The sequence below is a fragment of the Pseudomonas mangiferae genome (assembly GCF_007109405.1).
Lineage (GTDB): Bacteria > Pseudomonadota > Gammaproteobacteria > Pseudomonadales > Pseudomonadaceae > Pseudomonas_T > Pseudomonas_T mangiferae.
Genome location: NZ_VJOY01000007.1, coordinates 110,000 through 130,108, shown reverse-complemented (window position 1 = coordinate 130,108; position 20,109 = coordinate 110,000). Strand labels below are relative to the sequence as shown.

Here is a 20,109-nt window from a genome sequence, read left to right as displayed (position 1 = left end):
GGGGCGCCACTGTAGCAAAGGCGGGATGCCGGGGCGGCGCGGACAAAAAAACGCCGGCTCGGAGTGACCGGGCCGGCGCAAGCAGAGGCGAGGAAGGTAACGGCCTCCTCACCGCCGTGGGCTTCTGCGGGCGATCAGAACGCCGGGACGACCGCGCCCTGGTATTTCTCCTCGATGAATTTCTTCACCTCGGGGCTGGTCAGGGCGGCGGCCAGTTTCTTGATGGCATCGCTGTCCTTGTTGTCCGGGCGGGCGACTAGGTAGTTCACGTAGGGGGAGTTGCGGTCTTCCAGCACCAGGGCGTCACGCACCGGGTTGAGCTTGGCTTCCAGGGCGTAGTTGGTATTGATCAGGTCCAGGTCCACCTGGTCCAGCACCCGCGGCAGCAGGGCCGATTCCAGCTCCTTGAACTTCAGGTGCTTGGGGTTCTCGGCGATGTCTTTCGGGGTGGCCAGGGCGTTGTCCGGGTCCTTCAGCTTCAGCAGGCCGGCCTTCTGCAGCAGGAGCAGGGCGCGACCGCTGTTGCTGCCTTCGTTGGGGATGGCGACGGTGGCGCCGTCCGGCAGCTCGGCTAGGGTCTTGTACTTCTTCGAATAGCCGCCGAAGGGTTCCACGTGCACACCCTGGACGATCACCAGGTGGGTGCCCTTGCCGGCGTTGAAGTTGTCCAGGTAGGGCTTGGTCTGGAAGTAGTTGGCGTCGAGGTTCTTCTGGTCCACCTGCAGGTTGGGCTGCACGTAGTCGGTGAACACCTTGATCTCCAGGTCGATCCCTTCCTTGGCCAGCTGCGGCTTCACCAGCTCGAGGATTTCCGCATGGGGCACCGGGGTGGCGGCGACTTGCAGCTTCTCGCCCGCCTGGGCAAGGGTGGCACTCAGGGCAGCGGCCAGCGCGGTCAACAGCAACGTCTTCTTCATGGAGCAATCCTTAAGAGGGCAACGGCCCGAAACGAGAGAACCGGTGAAAGGTGCCAGCAAAACGATGGCTGGCATGGGGCGCACAGTACGAGGAATGCTTATTCCTTAGAAATAATATTTTTACTAAATTTAAGTTCATATTTGCATAAGTATTTCCAACGGCGGTGCGCTCGACAGAGCGATGACCACAACCCCGGCGGATACGGACTTCGGCCCCCTGCCGATGACTATCCGCAGACGGCGGCGGACGCTTGTAGACGGCGCCTTTCGAGCGAGAAACGAGAATGTACGACTCATCGAACTTGAAGCGACACCCACCCTCACCCCGTAAGACCGGGTGGACGAGCATGCTGGCCGCCCTGCTGCCGGCATAGCTCCTGGCGGGCGACTATGTGTGTCCGGAGGTGCTGGATGCCACCGAGACTGTCTCGGCGCCCCTGGCCCCCTGGCACGTCTCGGTAGATCGAGGGACAGATCGCAACCTGGAGGACATGGCGCTCTACATCGGCCCGCCCGAACGGCGGGGTAGCCTTACTCCCGCGTCCAGCCGCACCCACGGTGCCCGGCGCGTGACTACCTGGGTCCTGACGCCTGACAGCCAGGGCTATTGGCTCGCCTGCACCTACCAGAAGAGCCTGACCCTGCTGAGCCAGCCCCTTCCCGCCCGGGTGACGCGCTGCACCCTGACCGAGCGCGTTGACTACCACACGCCGCGGATAGAACGCTTCGCCTGCGAGTGATGCCGGGCCCTGATGAAAGCCGGCCCAGCGGGTGGTCACGGGTTTGGGAAAAAAACGGCGACCTCAGGCGTCCGTCAGCGCCACCAGCAGCCGCTGCAAGCGTTCGCGCTGGGCAGGGTCGGCCGCCAGGGCGCGCAGGTTCGCCTCCAGGACCGCCACCCCGGCGGCCGCCGGCAGGTTGAGGTGGCGGGGCAGGATTTCCTCCCCGTCGCTCACCAGCAGGGCGAAATGGATGCTGTTCTCCAGCTCACGGGTGTTGCCGGGCCAGGCGTACTGCTCCAGCGCCGCCTGGGCATCGGCGCCGATCAGCGGCAGGGGCAGGTCCAGGCGCTGGGCGTAGATGCCGAGGAAGTATTCCGCCAGGGGCAGGATATCCCCCGGCCGCTCCCGCAGCGGCGGCAGTTCCAGGGCGCCGGCCTCTAGGTAGCGGTACAGGCGGCCGTCGAACTTGCCAGCCCTTACCGCCTGGGCCAGGTCGATGCTGGTGGCGGCCACCAGGCGCACGTCCACCGGTGTCGGCTGGCGGCTGCCCACCCGCACCACCTCGCGGCTCTCCAGCACCGCCAGCAGCTTGGCCTGCAGCGGCAGGGGCAGGTCGCCGATCTCGTCCAGGTAAAGGGTGCCGCCATTGGCCGAGCCGAACCAGCCGGCGCGGCTGCTGGCGGAGCCCGGGTGCGTGCCGGCGACGTGGCCGAACAGCTCGGCCTCGGCGTGGGCCTTGCTGATGGCGCCGCAGTTGACCGCCACGAACAGCCCTGGCCGCTCGCTGCCGCGGTGGATGTGGCGGGCCAGCAGCTCCTTGCCGGTGCCCATCTCGCCGCGGATCAGCACCGGCACGCTGCCGGGCGCCAAGGCCTCCACGTCTTCCCGCAGGCGCCGCGAACGGGCGTCGACGAACACCAGGGCGCGGGCGCGGATGCTCAGCGGGCTGCGGTCGGCATCGGCGAAGGTCAGCAGGGGGGGCAGGGGGGTATGGAATCGGCTCATGGCGGTCTCTCGAAACGGTGAAGCGAACGCGGGCAGGCGCCCCGGACGGGCGCCCGCGGCGTGGCGGAAAAGGGCGGAGGACGACGCGGATCAGGCGCGTCGGCGCTGCATCTGCTCGATGCGGTTCTGCAGGCGGTAGAGGTGGGCGAAGCCCTGTTCCCAGCGGTGGTGCCCGGACTTCACGTTGATGTGCCCGGCGCCACTGAGGATCGCCGCCTGGGCGCCCCACTCCCGGGCCAGTTGCAGGGTGCGGCCGGCGCTGGAGGCCGGGTCGTTGTCGGACCCCACCACCTGCACCGGGAACGGCAGCGGCTGGCGGGGGATCGGCGCGAAGCCGCGCAGGACGTCCGGGCAGCCGGGCCGCTCCACGTCCGCGGGCGCCACCAGCAGCGCGCCGCGCACCCGCGGCAGGGAGCGGGTGGCCCGGGTCGCCCAGCGCGCCACGGTGACGCAGCCCAGGCTATGGGCGATGAGGATCGTCGGGGCGTCCTCGGCGGCCACCTGCCGCTCCAGCTCCGCTACCCAGGCCTGGGCATCGGGCTGGTCCCAGTCGGCCTGCTCGACCCGCGCCGCATTGGGCAGGCTGCGCTGCCAGTGGCTCTGCCAGTGGGCATCGGACGAGCCCTGCCATCCTGGCAGGATCAGATAACGAACGGCTTGGCTGCCCATGGCGGCACCTCCTTGGCTGGCGATGGGGGCCAGTCTAGGCACCGTTCATATAACTGTTAAGTAATAAGAAATTATTTATTTATTACTTATAAGCTAATTCGCTTTGTTCCGTCCTTCTCCGGCGCAGGCCGATCCTAGGTCGCCAGCACGAAGAACCCCACGCTCATGAGCGCGAACAACGGCAGGAGAATCGCGCAGGACCAGAGCAGGTAACCGAAGAAGCTGGGCATCGCCACCCCGCGCTGCTCGGCGATCGCCTTGATCATGAAGTTCGGCGCGTTGCCGATGTAGGTCAGGGCGCCCATGAACACCGAGCCCATGGAGATCGCCAGCAGCGTGCCGGGGAGTTGCTGCATCAGAGTCGTGGCGTCCCCCGCGGCCAGGTTGAAGAACACCAGGTAGGTGGGCGCATTGTCGAGGAAGCTGGAGAGCAGGCCGGTCATCCAGAAGTACATCAGGTCCAGCGGCGCGCCGTCGGCGTCGCTCACCAGCGTCACCAGCCCCGCCAGATGCCCCTCCCGGCCGGCCCGGAGGATGGCGATGGCCGGGGCGATGGTGACGAAGATCCCGGCGAACAGCTTGCCCACCTCAAGGATCGGCGCCCAGTTGAATTCGTTGCCGGCCCGCACCTGGCGCGGGGTCAGCAGCAGGGATGCAGCAGCCAAGGCCAGCAGCAGGCCATCGCGCAGCAGGTTCTGCACCTGTACCTCGGTGCCCAGCACGTGGAAGCCGATGCCGGGCTTCCACAGGCCGGACATCAGCACCGCGCCGATCACCCCCAGCAGCAGCAGGCCGTTCGCCTTGCCATACAGGCGCAGTGGGGTGTCACGGGAAATGTCCGCGGTCTTCACCGGGTCCTCGCGCCGGTACAGGTGGCGGTCCAACAGGTAGAACGCCGTCAGCAGGGCCAGGGACGCGATCAGCACCGGCAGTGCCATGTGCTCCACGGTCCAGAGGAAGTCGACCCCCTTGAGGAAACCCAGGAACAGCGGCGGGTCGCCCAGGGGCGTCAGGCCGCCGCCCACGTTGGCCACCAGGAAGATGAAGAACACCACCACGTGGACCTTGTTCTGGCGGTTTTCGTTGGCCCGTAACAAAGGCCGGATCAGCAGCATCGCCGCCCCGGTGGTGCCCATCAGCGACGCCAGCAGGGTGCCGATGGCCAGCAGGCCGGTGTTGAGCCGCGGGGAACCGTGCAGGTGGCCCCAGACCAGGATGCCGCCGGAAATGGTGTAGAGGGCAAACAGCAGGACGATGAACGGGATGTACTCGGCGATCAGCGCGTGGGCCACCAGGACAGCGCTGTCGTGGAGCCCGTGCACGGCCACGAACGGCCCCAGGAAGGCCAGACTCCAGAGCGCGACGATCTTGCCGAAGTGGTGGTGCCAGACACCTGCGGCGAACAGCGGGAACAACGCGATGGACAGCAGGATGCCGGCGAACGGCAGGGTCCAGGCGAGGCTCAGGGACGCGCCGTCGAGCTCGGCGCCCAGGGCCAGGCCGGGAAGCAGCGTCAGGATCGGCAACAGCAGGCCGGGGCGGAATGGGCGCATCGGGGGTCCTCGTACTGAGCGGCAACCGCGTCGAGGGCAGCGCCGGTAAAAGACGTCGATTTTAAGCACCCCTGCAGGCAAGGCGTTAGCCCGCCGCGCGACCGGATGTTTCCTGCCACGCTGCGGCGAAAGGACCGACGGGGTTGCCTTGCGCCCCGGGCTATCTGGCACACTGATACGATCCCACCGAATTTCCTATTCGCAAGGAGTGGCGCCATGCCGAAGCTAATAGGGTTGTATCGTCGTGCCGGACTCGAAATCGTGCGCATCCGCGCCAGCAATGCCGACGCCTTTCCCAAGCATACCCACGACGAGTACGTGATCAGCGCGAACCTGTCCGGCAGCGAGTCGGTCTGGCTGGACGGTCGCGAGTTCGAGGTGCGCCCCGGCGAGGTGACCGCCTACAACCCCAACGCCCTGCAGGCGTCCTCCTATTCCTGCCAGCGCACGCCGCTGGAATTCATCTCCCTTTACCTCAGTCCGGACCTGATGCGCGACATCGCCACCCAGGGCGGGCTCATCAGCGGCCACCATCCCGAGCTGCGCCGGCCGCTGCAACGCGACCCGCGGCTGAGCCAACTGATCGTGGAAATGGAACAGCTGGGCCGGCACGGCCAGCACGATGCCCTGGATGCGCTGCTCCACGAACTGGTGGCGCGGCTGCTGGGCGATGGCCGGGACGACGAACCGCTGCCGGACGCCACCCCCGGCCCCCGCGACCTGCTGCTCACCGATTACCTGCACGAACACCTGAGCCGCCAGGTGTCCCTGGACGAGTTGGCCAGCATCAGCGGCGTCAGCAAGTACCACCTGCTGCGGGCGTTCCGCGCCCAGACCGGCCTCACCCCCTGCAAGTACCACATGCAGCTGCGCCTGCTGGAGGCGAAGCGGCGCCTGCGCGCCGGGCAGGACATTCAGGACGTGGTCTACGACCTGGGCTTCTACGACCAGAGCCACTTCAGCAACGCCTTCCGCAAGTGCGTGGGCGCCAGCCCGCGGCGATTCGCCCAGCCCACCTGGCCGGCCCTCGGCCTTCGCTAGGCCGCCTCAGACGGGCGGCGGGGCGACGATCAGGCTCTGGTAGCCGGAGGTGATCACCTGCCAGGAGAACCAGGCGAACAGCAGCGCCGAGGCTGCGTAGCTGAACTGCAGCAGGCGGTCGCCCAGCAGGGTGCCGCCGCGGTTGGCCAGCAGGCACAGGGCGATGGTCCAGGCCAGCCCGGCGGCGAAGAAGCCCGAGAGAAACAGCGCGGTCACCCGCCAGTCGCCGCCAGACCCGGACTTGGCGATCAGCGCGCCGCCCACCACCGCGAACCAGATGATCGCCGACGGCGAGGACAACGCCAGCAGCAGGCCGCGGAGGAACTGCCGGCCATGGTCGCGGCGGCTGCCGGTGTCCTCGGCCAGCTCCAGCCGCGCCGCCCGGCGCGCCGCCTGGAACATGCGCCAGGTGAACCAGAGCATCACCAGGCTGCCGCCCACCCACATCACCCAGCGCACCGGCTCGAACTGCAGCAGCAGGACCATGCCGCCCAGGGCCAGCAGGGCGTAGATCAGGTCGCCCACGCAGGACCCGAAGCCCAGCCAGAAGCCGTTCCAGAAACCGCGTTGCAGGGCCAGGGTGATCATCGCGATGTTGACGATGCCGATGTCCATGCACAGCGACAGGGACAGCAGGAAGCCGTTGGACGCCGGGTTCATGGAGACACCCCCACCTGGCCGGCGCAATGGAAGATCGGCTGCACGTAGTCGAGGGTATGGCTGGACTGGCCGAGCAGCTGCATCAGCTCGTCCAGGGCCTCGCTGTTGCGATGCGGCGCGTAACGCTCGATGAAATCCAGGGTGGCCGGCAGGTCGTTGGCCAGCACACTGCGGCTGAGGGTGTCCAGCAGGGCGGCGATGCCGGCCATCAGCCGCTCGCTGCTGGTGCTGATCTTGCGGGTCTCGCGGTCGATGTCGGCGTAGCCGTTGCGGATCAGGAACTGCAGCTCGATGAAGGCGGCGCCCGCGTCGGGGAACGAGCAGGGGTCGCGGCGCAGGTAGCGCAGCATCTCCAGCACGAACACCATGCTCAGCATGCCGCTGTGCATGCCCAGCCGCTGGCGCCAGGCGCGGGTGTTGCACAGCAGCAGGCCGAAGCTGTCGGCCAGGGCCTCCTGCAGTTGCATGGAGCCCCACCGGTCCACCTTGTTCAGCGGGCGGAAGTCGGTCTGCGGGCGCAGGATCGAGTGGCCCAGGTCGTGGCCGCGGAACCAGGCCACCAGGTAGGTGGGGATTTCCGCCATGTCCAGCTCGGCGTCGTGCAGGTACAGGTGGTTGGTGGACTCTTCCTGGGTGATCAGGTTGAACAGTGCGTGGTAGGTGTTCATGAACACCAGGGAGCGCTTGTTGGGCGAGTACTTGGCGCCCTCGTCCTCCGGCAGGAAATAGGCGAAATGTTTCGGGTACAGGTTGGCCTCCCCGGCCGCCGCGATCAGCCGCGCCCACTGCAGCGGGAAGTGCCGGCGCAGCTCCAGGCGTTCGGCGAACAGCCCCTGAAGTTCCTCGAAGGCCGCCGGCAGCGCGTCGTCGGCGCTGTCGCTGATGGCCTGGGACAGGCCGTCCGGCACCGCGAACAGCGCCGAGCTGTAGTAGCCGGAGGACTTGCCCAGCCAGGTGCTCAGGCGCCCGCAGACCACGATCAGCTCTTGTTCCAGGCTGCCCATGATCTCCTGGGCCAGCTGGCGGTGGTCGCTGCCCCGCAGAATCTGCGCGCGCAGGTACAGGTTTCGCGTCGAGGCCGGGTCGCGCAGGGTGTCGGCGATCGCCTCCAGGGTATCCGCCGCGCGCCGGCGCAGGGACTCCAGCTCGCTGGTCAGGGTGAACGGCAGGGATTCCAGGTCGCGCATCGCGTCGACGATCTTCAGCAGCGGCGGGATCAGGGACAGGGTTCGCCGGGACAGGCCGGTCTCTTCCACATCCAGCCGCAGACTGCTGATGTAATGCCGATGGCTGCTGGGCCAGAAGATCGACGTTTCATTCCGCATGATGGTGCTCCCCCTCACTGAGAACCCCCAGTGTGGGCACGCGGCGGGAACCCCGACTTGTAAAAAATTGCGCTATGGGCGGCTGACCGCCCGGTCCGCCTCACTCCCCGGCGTAGAGCCAGCCGGAGGCGCGCAGGCGGCCCCGTTCGAAGGCGAACAGCAGGCGGTCGTGGCGCCCGCGCCAGTGGTAGGCCCACAGCTCGCCGGCCGGTCGGCCCTGCCACTCGACCTGGTCCCGCAGGGCGGCGCCCTCGGGGTCGCCGGCCGGCCAGGTCTCGTCGGGCGCCCCCAGCAGGGTCCGCACCCGCGCCGCGTCGTAGCCACCCTGGCGCACCCGCGCCAGCAGCGCCTGCATGACCTGGTGCTTGCGCCCCTGCCAGGCGTCCAGCTCGGCATTCCAAGGCGCCCCGTCGAAGTGGCCGCGAGTCTGGCGCAGGGTGGCGAAGTCCGTGGCCAGGGCGCGCTCGTCCGTCGGCGGCATGCCGGCACCCAACAGGGCCAGCGCCAGCAGGGCCGCCCGCAGCGGCGGGAATGAACGGGAACCGGTCACCAGCGACCTCCTCGACCTCGCGTCCGGAACACCTTAGCAGGCCCTCGGGAAATTGCCCGCCGCTGCGCTGGAGGCCACGGATCATCGGCGCTACAGCGCATTTGACAGGGCCCGGTTGCGCTTCTACGTTCAACCCACTCGCTGCGCGCATCCGTACGGTCGTACAAGGTCGTGGCCGATACGGATACGGACGCCGGCAGCAGACATCGTCCCCTCTCCTTCAACCCCCGGGCGCCCGCCCGGCTCCTGTGCAGTCGGCCTCGACCACGAGGCTCGTCGGGAAGATGACACGTCAAGGAATCGAAACGTGAAACCCACTTCCACGCTGTTCTCGCGGACCCTGCTGGCCCTCGCGCTGCTCAGTCCGGCGCTCTACGCCCATGAAGATACCCAGGAAAACCTCCAGCTGATCGAGCAGGAGAAGGCCTCCACCAACATCTACCGGGCCTACTTCCCGAGCCAGGAGATCGCCCGCAAGGCCGCCATCAGCTTCCACTCGCAACTGCTGGAGTCCCACTACCGCGACGGCTACCTGGTGATGGAGCTGGAGCCGGCGGACCTGGACAAGCTGCGCCCCTTCGGCTTCACCTTCCAGCGCGACACCGCCTTCATCGAGAAGCGCAACCAGGCCCTGGACGCCGCCCAGGCCCGCGCCCTGGGTGGCGAGACCGCCAAGGCCACGCGCCAGGTGGAAAACGTCGCCGTGGCCGGCATCCCCGGCTACAGCTGCTACCCGACGGTGGAAGAGACCTACGCCATCGCCAAGAGCCTGGCCAGCAGCAAGCCCAACCTGGCCCAATGGATCGACGTCGGCGAGTCCTGGCAGAAGACCCAGGGCCTGGGCGGCTACGAGATCGGCGTGCTGAAACTGACCAACAAGGCCAAGGGCGGCGACAAGCCCAAGCTGTTCGTCAACAGCGCCATCCACGCCCGGGAGTACGCTACCGCGCCCCTGGCCCTGGACTTCGCCCGCTGGCTGGTGGACGGCTACGGCACCGACCCGGACGCCACCTGGATTCTCGACCACCACGAAGTGCACCTGATGCTGCAGACCAACCCGGACGGCCGCAAGAAGGCCGAGACCGGGCTGTCCTGGCGCAAGAACACCAACCAGGCCTACTGCGGCGCCACCAGCAACAGCCGCGGTGCCGACCTCAACCGCAACTTCACCTTCGGCTGGAACAGCACCAACGGCCAGGGCTCCAGCGGCAACACCTGCAACGAGACCTACCGCGGCCGCTCCGCCGGCTCCGAGCCCGAGGTACAAGCCCTGGAACGCTACGTGCGCGGCCTCTGGCCGGACCGCCGCGGGCCCAACCGCAACGACGCCGCGCCCCGCGACACCAGCGGCATCCACCTGGATATCCACAGCTACAGCCAGCTGGTGCTGTGGCCCTGGGGCGACACCTCCCAGGCCGCGCCCAACGGCACGGCGCTGCAGACCCTGGGGCGCAAATTCGCCTTCTTCAACGGCTATACCCCGCAGCAGTCGGTGGGTCTGTACCCCACCGACGGCACCAGCGATGGCGTGAGCTATGGCGAACTGGGCGTCGCCGCCTACACCATCGAGCTGGGCACGGCGTTCTTCCAGAGCTGCTCCAGCTACGACAACGCGGTGAAGAAGGGCAACCTGCCGGCGCTGATCTACGCCGCCAAGGTGGTGCGCACCCCCTACGTCACCCCCGGCGGCCCGGACATCACCAGCCTCGGCCTGGCCGGCCTCGCCTCCACCAGCGGCGTGCGCCCGGGCACCGTGGTGACCCTGAAAGCGGTGACCACCGACAGCCGCTACAACAACAGCAACGGCACCGAGCCGACCCAGAACATCGCCGCCGCCGAGTACTACATCGACAAGGCGCCCTGGGAAACCGGCGCGACCGCCTACCCGCTGCAGGCCACCGACGGTGCGTTCAACGCCAAGACCGAGAGCCTCAGCGGCAGCATCGCCACCGGCGGGCTATCCAACGGCAAGCACCTGGTCTACGTGCGCAGCCGTGACACGGGCGGTACCTGGGGCGCGGTCAGCGCGACGTTCCTGGTGATCGACAGCACCGCCGGCAGCCGGCCGTAACCGGCACGCGACGAACCCGCCCGGCGCTTCCGCGTCGGGCGGGTTTTTTCATGGCGCGATTAAAAGCCCGGGGTTGGAAGACGTGCATCGGCAGGTGAAGGCGGAACTCCCGAAGGGCACCTTCACCTGCCGAACCCCGCAAGCAAGCGCCGACGCCGACGCCGACGCCGAGAGCGAAAGCGTAGGGAGGCGGCCGAGCACGGCTCTCGCCGCAGCCGGACAGGAGAAGTCGCCCCGGACAGCCCTCCGCTAGTTGTCCACCACCTGATTCTTGCCCTGGCGCTTGGCCCGGTACATGCCCTCGTCCGCCCGGCTGTAGAGCGCGTCCAGGTCACGGTCGCTGCTGCGCAGGGTGGTGAGCCCCTGGCTGAGGGTGACGCCGAACGTGGCGCCCTCGGCATTGAAGGTCTGCCGCTGCACCTCCCGCTGCAACCGCTCGGCGATCTGCCGGGCCTGCTGCGGGTCGCAGCCCGGCAGCACCGCGGCGAACTCCTCGCCACCGATACGCCCGAACAGGTCGGCGCGGCGCAGGGCCGAGGCGGCGCACTGGGCGACCCGCTGCAGCACCTGGTCGCCCACCTGGTGGCCGTAGGTGTCGTTGACCTTCTTGAAGTCATCCACGTCCAGCAGCAGGAACGCCAGGGCGCTGCCGTTGCGCCGGGCGACCTCGTATTCCCGCTCGGCGCACTCGAAGAAGTAGCGGCGGTTGCTGCTCTGGGTCAGCACGTCGAGGGTGGCCAGGCGGTGCAGCTCGCCCTCCATGCGTTTCTTCTCGGTGATGTCCTCGGCGATGCCCACCACGATGGGCGGCTGGCTGTCGTCGTAGGGGCTGACGAAGCACTTGTCGCTGAGCCAGCGGATCTGCCCGTCGCCGCGGATGATGCGGTACTCCCGGGTCTCCACCGAGCCTCGGGCGAACACCTCGGCGAAGCTCTGGGCGGCGTACTCCATGTCGTCCGGGTAGATGCTGTTGCGCCACTCGTCGTAGTCGGCCAGCAGCAGTGCGGCGGAGCGGCCGAAGACGGTCTCGTAGGCGGGGCTGACGTAGATGATCTGCCCGGCGTTCCAGTCGAACGCCCAGAGCACCGCGTTGACGCTGCCCAGCAGGGTGCTGAACAGCTGCTCGCGTTCCCGCAGGCGCTCCGCCTCGGCCCGGCTGTGCAGCAGGGCCAGGGTCAGTTGTTCCAGTTCGCTGGGCGCCTGGGGGGAATCGTCCATCGCTGCCGTCTCGTGAAGGGGTCGGCCCAGCTTATGCGGGGCGGCGGGCCCTGACGACGGTCAGCTGTGGCTGATGTGACGGGTGGCAGAAAAACGATTCAAGAGTCGATGGATGAGGAACACCGCGAGCAATGTGATGTATACGGCGACGCACACCGAACTGAGCCGGTAGACGATGCTGTAGAACAAGTCGTGGCGCGGTGTCAGGTACTGGCCGAAGAGGATCGCCAGGGTGGTCAGCGCACCGAAGCCGACCCCCGGCACGCCGTGCTCCAGGGTATGCACCCGGGCGCAGCAGAAGGCGGCGATCCAGTACAGCAGGGTCACCAGGGGCAGCACGTCGTAGTGGTCGTACAGCAGCAGTTGCAGCAGCAGCCCCACCCCGCAGCCCAGCAGGGTGCCCAGGGCGCGGATGCGGCCGGCGAAGCGGATGCCGTGCCAGTGCATGGGGAACAGCACGAGGATCGAGGCCACCTGGGCGGACAGCGAGTCCCGCAGGTCCAGGCACTGGAACAGGGTGAACGACAGGGTGGCGATGGTCGCCCCCAGCAGCGCCTCGTGGCGCCGGCTCGGCGTGTCCTTGGCCGAGGGCGTGCGGGGCGGTCGCGGTTCGGCATCGGGGAACAGGTAGACCATCAGCCAGGCGATGGGCACCGTCAGCAGGGCCGCCACCAGGTTGCTCGCCACCAGGTCGTAGAGGTGGGTGTCCGGGTAGCTGGCGAAATGCAGCTGCATCGACAGGAACACCGCCCCCAGGGCACCGTAGAGGAACAGCGGACCCCGGGCCATCAGCGCGAAGCGGTGCAGGAACAGCACGAACACCAGGGGCAGCATCAGCAGCGGGCGGTCGCCGAACAGGCCCTGGAGCAGCAGCACCTCGACGCTCACCACCACCGCCTGGGCCAGGAACTGGCGCACCGCATGGGCGTCCAGGCGCGGCGTGAGGCCCAGCAGCAGCATCGGGTAGACACAGAAGAACGAGCCGTTGTCAAGGGCGAACAGCTTGCAGACGAACAGCCCCAGGGTGCCGCCACCGGCCAGCCGCAGGCACTGGCGCAGGTCGTTGAGGTCGAGCCCCGCCTTGAGCGCCATCAGTAGATGTAGTGCAGCAGGCTGATGGCGGCGATCTGCAGGCGCCCAAGGCCAGCGGCCAGGGGCGAGCCGTGGGGGTAGAGCTGTACCGTGGCCTTGGCACCGCTGGGCAGGCTGCGGTCCAGGGGCTGCTCCAGGTGAACGTGCAGGCGCTGGCGCTGGGCATCGCGCACCCAGCGGTCGGAGGCGGCGGGCGCGGCGAGGTAGCCGTTGGCTTCCAACTGGCCCTCGCGCACCCCGGCGTCCACCGCGCTGACCCGGGCGGCGAAGACCTGGCCCGGCAGGGCGTCGAACACCACCGAGGCGCGGTCGCCAGCCCCCACGTAGCGCAGGGTCTTCTCGCGGAAGTCGGCGCTGATGTCGGCGTCGGTCGCCACCAGGGCGGCCACCGGCGCGCCGGCGGCGACGAACGCGCCAGGGCTCAGCTGCAGGTTGCTGACCACGCCGTCGCGCTCGGCGCGGACCTCGCTGTAGGCCAGGTTCAGCCGCGCCCGCTGCAGGTCGTTATGGGCCTGGCGCAGGCGCAGGTTGTCCTCGCCGCCGGCGCCGCGCTGCACCACCAGCTCGCGGATCCGCGCGGCGCTGGCCTGCACCTTGGCCCGGGCCGCCAGCCGCTGCGCCTCGGTCTGCTCGTACAACTGGCGGGAGACGTGCTGGCGGTCCACCAGTTGGCGCAGGCGCGTCGCCTCTTGCTCCAGCTCCCGCGCCGATGCCTCGGCGGCGGCCTGCTCGGCCCGGGCCGCCGCCAGGGACGCGTCGAGCCGCTGGTTGTCCTGGCGGGCCTGCTCCATCGCCAGCTCAGCAGCCTCCACCGCCAGGCGGAACGGCTCGGGGTCGAGTCGGAACAGCACCTGGCCAGCCTGCACCAGGCCATTATTGGCGACCGCCACCTCCAGCACCTGGCCCGCCACCCGTGGCGCGATGCGCAGCACCGGGCGGGTCAGCTGGGCCTGGGGGGTGATCGGCATCCACAGGTCGGCGGCCAGGAAATAGACGAAAAGCAGGACGAACGCGGCGATCGCGATCTGGACACGGCGCGCGAAGCGTTGATCCGGGGTCATGGGTCATCTCATGCAACAGGGAGCGGGAACGACGGACAGGCGTAAGCCGACGCCTGCGCGCTCAAGGTCGCGCAGTATATTCAGCAGGTTTTCTGGGATAATCCCTCGACATCGAGAATCAGCTTTACGCAAGGAGCAACAATGGACACCCTGCAAGGCATGCGCGTCTGGGTACGGGTCATCGAAACCGGCAGCTTCACCGCCGCAGCCCGCTCCTTGGACCTGTCCACCGCCCAGGTTTCCCGGCTGGTCTCGGAACTGGAGCAGCACCTGCAGGCGCGGCTGCTGCACCGCACCACCCGGCGTCTGGCGCTGACCGAGGCCGGCGAGCGCTACCTGCAGCGCTGCCGGCAGATCCTCACCCAGATCGACGAGGCCACCGCCGAGGCCCGCGGCGCCCATCTCACCCCCAGCGGCCGGCTGCGGCTGCACAGCCTCACCGGGCTGGGCCTGCACATCACGCCGCTGATCGCCCGCTACTGCGAGACCTACCCCCAGGTGGTGATCGAGCTGACCCTCTCCCAGCGCAACCCCGATCCCCTGGAGGAAGGCCAGGACGTGGTGATCACCTTCGCCCGGGAGCTGCCGGACTCGCAACTGGTGGCGCAGCCCCTGGGCCAGCTCTACAGCGTGGTCTGCGCGGCGCCGGAGTACCTGCGCCGGCACGGCGTGCCGCAGCGCCCGGACGACCTGCGCCAGCACCGCTGCCTGCGCCTGCTGGACCCGATCTACCCGGACACCTGGACTTTCCGCGATGCGGAAGGGGAACACGCCCTGCAGCCAGGGCAGACCTTCCAGGTGAACGTCGCCGAGTCCCTGGCCAAGGCGGCCCAGGCCGGCATGGGTGTGTGCCTGCTGCCGTTCTTCGTCGCCGCCGAACCCCTGCGGGAAGGCAAGCTGCTGCGCGTGCTGCCGGGTTATCGCCTGCAGAAGCGCGGCATCTTCGCCCTCTACCCGTCACGGCTGTTCCTGGACGCGAAGATCAAGACCTGGGTGGATTTCCTGCGCGACGAGCTGCCCCGAGCCTTCGCCGAGGACGAGCGTGTCCTGGAAAACCCGGCCCATTGGGCGGTCCCGGATGGATTGTTGCAGCGAGAGTAACAGTCATTCCCATTCAAGGGGATTTTTCCGGCCAGCGCAACGCAATAACCTGCACGGGTGTTCCAAACGTGCCTGCAGAGGACCGACCCATGAAAACCCTTGCCACTGCCCTGCTGTCCGCCTCCGCGCTGCTGTTCGCCACCCTTGGCCATGCCGAAGAGTCGCCCGCCTTCATCGCTCATGTCGAAGCCGTCCAGAAAGGCGCCGCGCAGACCACCTCCCACGACGAGACCATCGCCCGGCTGAATGCCGAGAGCGCCGCGCGCCGCGACAGCTGAGCCCACTCCTCCTGACGTCGATACCCGATGCTCCTTTATCGACGTCCCTTCCCGGCCGCCCCGAGCGGCCTTTTTTTTGCCCGTGAAAAACCGGCGGGCATGAAAAAGGCCGGCAGGAGCCGGCCTCGGGTGCAACGTTGCCGCGTCAGGCCAGGGCCGGCGCCGGTCGCAGGGAGTAGGTCTTCAGCTGCTCGGCGAACTCGCGCAGCGACTGGATGCCACTGGCCTCGGCTTCCTGCACCCAGTCCTTGATGGCGGCCAGCATGTCGTGGCCGTTGCTGCTGGTGCGGGCCCAGATCTGCTGCAGCGCCAGACGCTTCTCGTAGATCACCTTGAGGGCCTGGCTCTGGGCCAGCAGGTCCTGGATGCGCGCGTGGTGGCGCTCTTCCAGCAGGCTGGTCTCCCGGGACAACAGGCGCTTGGCGCGGTGGTAGAGGTGGCGCACCGAGGCATCCGCCTTGGCCACTTCCTGGGCGACCAGGGGCGCGATCACCAGCTTGCGGTACTGGGCCATGATCTGGAAGCGGTTGTTGAGGATCGCCATGGCGGTGTCCATGTCCAGGCTGCCCTTGCCCTCCACCCGGTGGGCGATGGGCGCCACCCGGGCCACCTTGGCCAGGCCCAGGGCACTGAACAGCTTGATCCACGCCCAACCCAGGTCGAATTCCCACTTCTTCACCGAAAGCTTGGCGGAATTGGGGTAGGTGTGGTGGTTGTTGTGCAGTTCCTCGCCACCGATGAGGATGCCCCAGGGCACCAGGTTGGTGGCGGCGTCGCGGCACTCGAAGTTGCGGTAGCCGATGGCGTGCCCAAGGCCGTTGATGACGCCGGCGGCCCACAGCGGGATCCAGGCCATCTGCACCGCCCATACCGTCAGGCCGAGGGCGCCGAACAGGGCCAGGTCGATGACCGCCATGAGCGCCACGCCGCCGGTGGGGAAGCGGCTGTAGACGTTGCGCTCGATCCAGTCGTCCGGGCAATTCTTGCCGTAGATGCGCAGGGTGTCCTCGTTCTCGGCCTCGGCCCGGTACAGCTCGGCGCCCCTGCGCAGCACGGTGCCCAGGCCCTTGTGCACCGGGCTGTGGGGGTCGTCGGGGGTTTCGCACTTGGCGTGGTGCTTGCGGTGGATGGCGGTCCACTCGCGGGTGTTCATGGCCGTGGTCAGCCACAGCCAGAAGCGGAAGAAATGCTGCAGCGCCGGGTGCAGGTCGAGGGCGCGGTGCGCAGAGAAGCGGTGCAGGTAGACCGTGACGCCGACGATGGTGACGTGGGTGATCGCCAGGGTCACCGCCACCAGTTGCCAGGGAGAGAGGTCGAGCAAACCGTTGTACCACATCGGGAGGGAGGCCTCGCTGTGTAATCGGGAGACGCGGCCGCGCCGCGCAGGCCGGCATTATTACCAAGGAGGGTAGTAAAACCAGCGCGGATTTGCCTCTCGCTCGGTGAACAACTGTAACCCTTCGTGACCAGGCCCGCTCCCGGGTCCACCCCCTTGTGCCCCAGCCCCGGCGCATGGCCTGTCCAGCGCAACGGCAACCGCCTGCCGGGTGCGGCCAGGCGCCTGGCCCCGTTCGTCCGATAGGCCGGCACGGCCGATACGACCCGCCGCGGGATAGCCGTCTACGCGATAGCGAATTACGGTTATATAAAAATTCTTAAACAGTATTTTTAAGAATAATCCGCCGCTGTTTAAATGCGCCCAACGCCACGCGAGGCGCCCTCAGGGACCGCGGGCCTCCACCAGACAAGGAGCACGAGATGAGCGCAACACTTCGTAGCGTCGATCACCAGGACGAAACCGTCATCCTGCGGGAAATCCAGACCGCCCTCACCGGCCTGCGCTTCGGCGCGGTGGAAATCACAGTGCACAACGGCCAGGTGGTGCAGATCGAGCGCAAGGAAAAATTCCGCCTGCAAGCGCCTTCCAACAAGACCAGTTGACCCCGCCGGGCGGCAGCCGATGCCGTCGCCCGACCCCGCCGGCGCCGCCAGCCGGAATGAACAGGAGCCGTAGCATGTCCATCCGCCGTTTCGCCTTGGCCGCCCTGGCCGCTGCCCTGCTCGCCGGTGAGGCCAGCGCCGCCACCGAGCTGCTCAACGTGTCCTACGACCCGACCCGCGAGCTGTACCAGGAATACAACGCCGCCTTCGCCAAGCACTGGAAACAGGAAAGCGGCGAAGACGTGAAGATCCAGCAGTCCCACGGCGGCTCCGGCAAACAGGCGCGCTCGGTGATCGACGGCCTGAAGGCCGACGTGGTGACCCTGGCCCTGGCCGGCGACATCGACGAGCTGCAGAAGCTCGGCAAGCTGATCCCGGCCGACTGGCAGACCCGCCTGCCGCAGAACAGCACGCCCTACACGTCCACCATCGTGTTCCTGGTGCGCAAGGGCAACCCGAAAGGCATCAAGGACTGGAACGACCTGACCCGGGACGGCGTGGAAGTGATCACCCCGAACCCGAAGACCTCCGGTGGCGCCCGCTGGAACTTCCTCGCGGCCTGGGCCTGGGCGAAGAAGACCTATGGCAGCGACGCCAAGGCCCAGGCGTACGTGCAGGCGCTGTACAAGCATGTGCCGGTGCTGGATACCGGGGCCCGCGGCTCTACCATCACCTTCGTCAACAACAACATCGGCGACGTGCTGGTGGCGTGGGAGAACGAAGCATTCCTGGCCCTCAAGGAGCAGGGCGGCGACAACTTCGAGATCGTCGCGCCGTCCCTGTCGATCCTCGCCGAGCCGCCGGTGTCGGTGGTGGACAAGAACGTCGACAAGAAGGGCACCCGCAAGGTGGCCGAGGCCTACCTGCAGTACCTGTACAGTGACGAGGGCCAGCGCATCGCCGCGAAGAACTTCTACCGGCCGCGCAACGAGAAGATCGCCGCGGAGTTCGCCCAGCAGTTCCCGAACCTGGAACTGGTGACCGTGGACAAGGACTTCGACGGCTGGAAGAGCGCCCAACCGCGCTTCTTCGACGACGGCGGGGTATTCGACCAGATCTACCAGGCACAGTGAAACCTCGTCCCGCCCGTTCCTCTCCGGGGGCGGGACGAACCGGGCCCGGCCAACGCCGGGCCTCGTCGTGTCGGCGGCCCAGGCAGCCGGCGCGCGGAGAGGACAACCAGCGTTCCAACGCACGCACTAAGGACACACGATGTCTCGACGCATATCCCCGGTCATACCCGGCTTCGGGCTGACTCTGGGTTACACCCTGGTGTATCTCAGCCTGTTGGTTCTGATTCCCCTGGGTGCCATGTTCCTCAAGACCACGCAACTGAGCTGGGAACAATTCTGGGCCATCGTCACCGCACCCCGGGTGCTGGCGGCGCTGCGCCTGAGCTTCGGCGCGGCCCTGGCCGCCGCGGTGCTCAACGGCATCATCGGCACGCTGCTGGCGTGGGTGCTGGTGCGCTACGAGTTCCCCGGGCGCCGGATCATCGACGCCATGGTGGACCTGCCCTTCGCCCTGCCCACCGCGGTGGCCGGCATCGCCCTCACCGCCCTCTACGCCCCCAGCGGCCTGGTGGGCCGCTTCGCCACCGAGCTGGGGCTGAAGATCGCCTACACGCCGCTCGGCATCACCCTGGCGCTGACCTTCGTCACCCTGCCCTTCGTCGCCCGCACGGTGCAGCCGGTATTGGCCGACATCCCTCGGGAGATCGAGGAGGCCGCCGCCTGCCTCGGTGCGCGCCCGCTGCAGGTGTTCCGCCACATCCTGCTGCCGGCCCTGCTGCCGGCCTGGCTCACCGGGTTCGCCCTGGCCTTCGCCCGCGGCGTAGGCGAGTACGGCTCGGTGATCTTCATCGCCGGCAACATGCCGATGAAGACCGAGATCCTGCCGCTGCTGATCATGGTCAAGCTGGACCAGTACGACTATGCCGGGGCGACCGCCATCGGCGTGCTGATGCTGGTGGTCTCGTTCATCCTGCTGCTGCTGATCAACCTGCTGCAGCGCCGCATCGAAGCCCCCTGAGGAGCGCGCCATGACTTCCGCCACCCTGACCGTCGCCGCGGCCCGCCGCGGCAACCCCTGGGCCCGTCGCGCGCTGATCCTCGCCGCCTGGCTGGCCTTCGCCCTGTTCCTCCTGCTGCCGCTGTTCGTCGTCCTCAGCGAGGCCCTCAAGCAGGGCCTGGGGACCTTCGTCGACGCGATCCTCGAACCCGACGCCCTGTCCGCCCTCAAGCTGACGGTACTGGCGGTGCTCATCTCGGTGCCGCTGAACCTGGTCTTCGGGGTCGCCGCCGCCTGGTGCGTGAGCAAGTTCGAGTTTCGCGGCAAGAGCCTGCTGGTGACCCTGATCGACCTGCCGTTCTCGGTCTCGCCGGTGATCGCCGGCCTGATCTACGTGCTGCTGTTCGGCGCCCAAGGCTACTTCGGCGAATGGCTGAGCGACCACGACATCCAGATCGTCTTCGCCGTGCCGGGGATCGTCCTGGCCACACTCTTCGTCACCGTGCCCTTCGTCGCCCGTGAACTGATCCCGCTGATGCAGGAGCAGGGCACCCAGGAAGAGGAAGCCGCGCGCCTGCTGGGCGCCAACGGCTGGCAGATGTTCTGGCACGTGACCCTGCCGAACATCCGCTGGGGCCTGATCTACGGCGTGGTGCTGTGCACCGCCCGCGCCATGGGCGAGTTCGGCGCCGTGTCAGTGGTCTCCGGCCACATCCGCGGCGTCACCAACACCCTGCCCCTGCACGTGGAAATCCTCTACAACGAGTACAACCACGTGGCCGCCTTCAGCGTCGCCAGCCTGTTGCTGCTGCTGGCGCTGGTCATCCTTCTGCTCAAGCAGTGGAGCGAATCGCGCATGTCCCGACTGAACACCCCGGCTGACGAGGAATAACAG

20 protein-coding genes are annotated in these 20,109 nt (G+C 67.9%); 9 read left to right on the top strand and 11 right to left on the bottom strand.

What is annotated here, in order from left to right; all coding sequences use genetic code 11:
* Window positions 1-134: 134 nt before the first annotated feature.
* Window positions 135-917 carry a MetQ/NlpA family ABC transporter substrate-binding protein gene (locus FM069_RS11470; RefSeq protein ID WP_143488445.1) on the bottom strand — a complete coding sequence of 261 codons (783 nt, stop codon included), beginning with the start codon at window positions 915-917 and terminating at the stop codon, window positions 135-137.
* 392 nt (window positions 918-1,309) lie between these two features.
* On the opposite strand from FM069_RS11470, the gene FM069_RS22150 reads away from it, so the two are divergent.
* Window positions 1,310-1,657, top strand: a complete 348-nt coding sequence (locus FM069_RS22150; protein ID WP_325063569.1) for an STY0301 family protein — start codon at window positions 1,310-1,312, stop codon at window positions 1,655-1,657.
* A 63-nt stretch (window positions 1,658-1,720) separates the two neighbouring features.
* On the opposite strand, the gene FM069_RS11465 is transcribed toward FM069_RS22150, so the two are convergent.
* From FM069_RS11465 to FM069_RS11455, 3 genes are all read right to left on the bottom strand, one after another.
* The gene (locus FM069_RS11465) at window positions 1,721-2,644 is read right to left on the bottom strand and encodes a sigma 54-interacting transcriptional regulator (protein ID WP_143488444.1); all 924 of its coding nucleotides are present in this window, start codon (window positions 2,642-2,644) and stop codon (window positions 1,721-1,723) included.
* Between the two features lie 90 nt (window positions 2,645-2,734).
* The gene (locus FM069_RS11460; protein ID WP_143488443.1) at window positions 2,735-3,313 is read right to left on the bottom strand and encodes an RBBP9/YdeN family alpha/beta hydrolase; all 579 of its coding nucleotides are present in this window, start codon (window positions 3,311-3,313) and stop codon (window positions 2,735-2,737) included.
* 134 nt (window positions 3,314-3,447) lie between these two features.
* Entirely contained in the window at window positions 3,448-4,866 is a 1,419-nt protein-coding gene (locus FM069_RS11455; RefSeq protein WP_143488442.1) for a sodium:proton antiporter, read from the bottom strand.
* A gap of 216 nt (window positions 4,867-5,082) precedes the next feature.
* Here FM069_RS11455 and FM069_RS11450 point away from each other — a divergent pair, with 216 nt between their 5' ends.
* Window positions 5,083-5,907, top strand: a complete 825-nt coding sequence (locus tag FM069_RS11450; protein ID WP_178106723.1) for an AraC family transcriptional regulator — start codon at window positions 5,083-5,085, stop codon at window positions 5,905-5,907.
* Between the two features lie 6 nt (window positions 5,908-5,913).
* On the opposite strand, the gene FM069_RS11445 is transcribed toward FM069_RS11450, so the two are convergent.
* The 3 genes from FM069_RS11445 to FM069_RS11435 form a co-directional block, all read right to left on the bottom strand.
* Window positions 5,914-6,567 (bottom strand): LysE family translocator, encoded by a 654-nt coding sequence (locus FM069_RS11445; RefSeq protein WP_143488440.1) that lies wholly within the window; start codon window positions 6,565-6,567, stop codon window positions 5,914-5,916.
* Window positions 6,564-7,892: a hypothetical protein gene (locus FM069_RS11440; RefSeq protein ID WP_143488439.1), complete on the bottom strand. Its 1,329-nt coding sequence runs from the start codon at window positions 7,890-7,892 to the stop codon at window positions 6,564-6,566. Before FM069_RS11440 ends, FM069_RS11445 begins: the two co-directional genes overlap by 4 nt.
* 100 nt (window positions 7,893-7,992) lie before the next feature.
* On the bottom strand, window positions 7,993-8,442 hold the full coding sequence (locus FM069_RS11435; RefSeq protein ID WP_143488438.1) for a hypothetical protein: 450 nt from the start codon (window positions 8,440-8,442) through the stop codon (window positions 7,993-7,995).
* A 307-nt stretch (window positions 8,443-8,749) separates the two neighbouring features.
* Here FM069_RS11435 and FM069_RS11430 point away from each other — a divergent pair, with 307 nt between their 5' ends.
* Window positions 8,750-10,513, top strand: coding sequence for a M14 family metallopeptidase (locus FM069_RS11430; RefSeq protein WP_143488437.1), 1,764 nt, complete (start codon window positions 8,750-8,752; stop codon window positions 10,511-10,513).
* A gap of 249 nt (window positions 10,514-10,762) precedes the next feature.
* Here the strand turns inward: FM069_RS11430 and FM069_RS11425 are convergent, their stop codons facing one another.
* From FM069_RS11425 to FM069_RS11415, 3 genes are read right to left on the bottom strand one after another with little or no spacing between them, the layout of a single operon-like run.
* Window positions 10,763-11,731, bottom strand: coding sequence for a GGDEF domain-containing protein (locus tag FM069_RS11425; RefSeq protein WP_143488436.1), 969 nt, complete (start codon window positions 11,729-11,731; stop codon window positions 10,763-10,765).
* A 60-nt stretch (window positions 11,732-11,791) separates the two neighbouring features.
* Window positions 11,792-12,823 carry a DUF2955 domain-containing protein gene (locus FM069_RS11420; RefSeq protein ID WP_143488435.1) on the bottom strand — a complete coding sequence of 344 codons (1,032 nt, stop codon included), beginning with the start codon at window positions 12,821-12,823 and terminating at the stop codon, window positions 11,792-11,794.
* On the bottom strand, window positions 12,823-13,884 hold the full coding sequence (locus FM069_RS11415; RefSeq protein WP_143488434.1) for an HlyD family secretion protein: 1,062 nt from the start codon (window positions 13,882-13,884) through the stop codon (window positions 12,823-12,825). Before FM069_RS11415 ends, FM069_RS11420 begins: the two co-directional genes overlap by 1 nt.
* 141 nt (window positions 13,885-14,025) lie before the next feature.
* Here FM069_RS11415 and FM069_RS11410 point away from each other — a divergent pair, with 141 nt between their 5' ends.
* Together FM069_RS11410 and FM069_RS11405 are read left to right on the top strand one after the other, a co-directional pair.
* Complete coding sequence (locus FM069_RS11410; protein ID WP_143488433.1) at window positions 14,026-14,985, top strand: LysR family transcriptional regulator; 960 nt, start codon at window positions 14,026-14,028, stop codon at window positions 14,983-14,985.
* Window positions 14,986-15,074: 89 nt separating this feature from the next.
* Window positions 15,075-15,263, top strand: a complete 189-nt coding sequence (locus FM069_RS11405) for a hypothetical protein (RefSeq protein ID WP_143488432.1) — start codon at window positions 15,075-15,077, stop codon at window positions 15,261-15,263.
* Window positions 15,264-15,408: 145 nt separating this feature from the next.
* Here FM069_RS11405 and desA read toward each other — a convergent pair whose 3' ends face one another.
* Entirely contained in the window at window positions 15,409-16,599 is a 1,191-nt protein-coding gene (gene desA / locus FM069_RS11400; RefSeq protein WP_143488431.1) for a delta-9 fatty acid desaturase DesA, read from the bottom strand.
* Window positions 16,600-17,021: 422 nt separating this feature from the next.
* On the opposite strand from desA, the gene oscA reads away from it, so the two are divergent.
* From oscA to cysW, 4 genes are all read left to right on the top strand, one after another.
* Window positions 17,022-17,204: a sulfur starvation response protein OscA gene (gene oscA / locus FM069_RS11395; protein WP_143488430.1), complete on the top strand. Its 183-nt coding sequence runs from the start codon at window positions 17,022-17,024 to the stop codon at window positions 17,202-17,204.
* Between the two features lie 74 nt (window positions 17,205-17,278).
* Window positions 17,279-18,277 (top strand): sulfate ABC transporter substrate-binding protein, encoded by a 999-nt coding sequence (locus FM069_RS11390; RefSeq protein ID WP_143488429.1) that lies wholly within the window; start codon window positions 17,279-17,281, stop codon window positions 18,275-18,277.
* A gap of 139 nt (window positions 18,278-18,416) precedes the next feature.
* On the top strand, window positions 18,417-19,235 hold the full coding sequence (cysT, locus tag FM069_RS11385; protein WP_143488428.1) for a sulfate ABC transporter permease subunit CysT: 819 nt from the start codon (window positions 18,417-18,419) through the stop codon (window positions 19,233-19,235).
* A 10-nt stretch (window positions 19,236-19,245) separates the two neighbouring features.
* Window positions 19,246-20,106: a sulfate ABC transporter permease subunit CysW gene (gene cysW, locus FM069_RS11380; RefSeq protein WP_143488427.1), complete on the top strand. Its 861-nt coding sequence runs from the start codon at window positions 19,246-19,248 to the stop codon at window positions 20,104-20,106.
* Window positions 20,107-20,109: the final 3 nt, after the last annotated feature.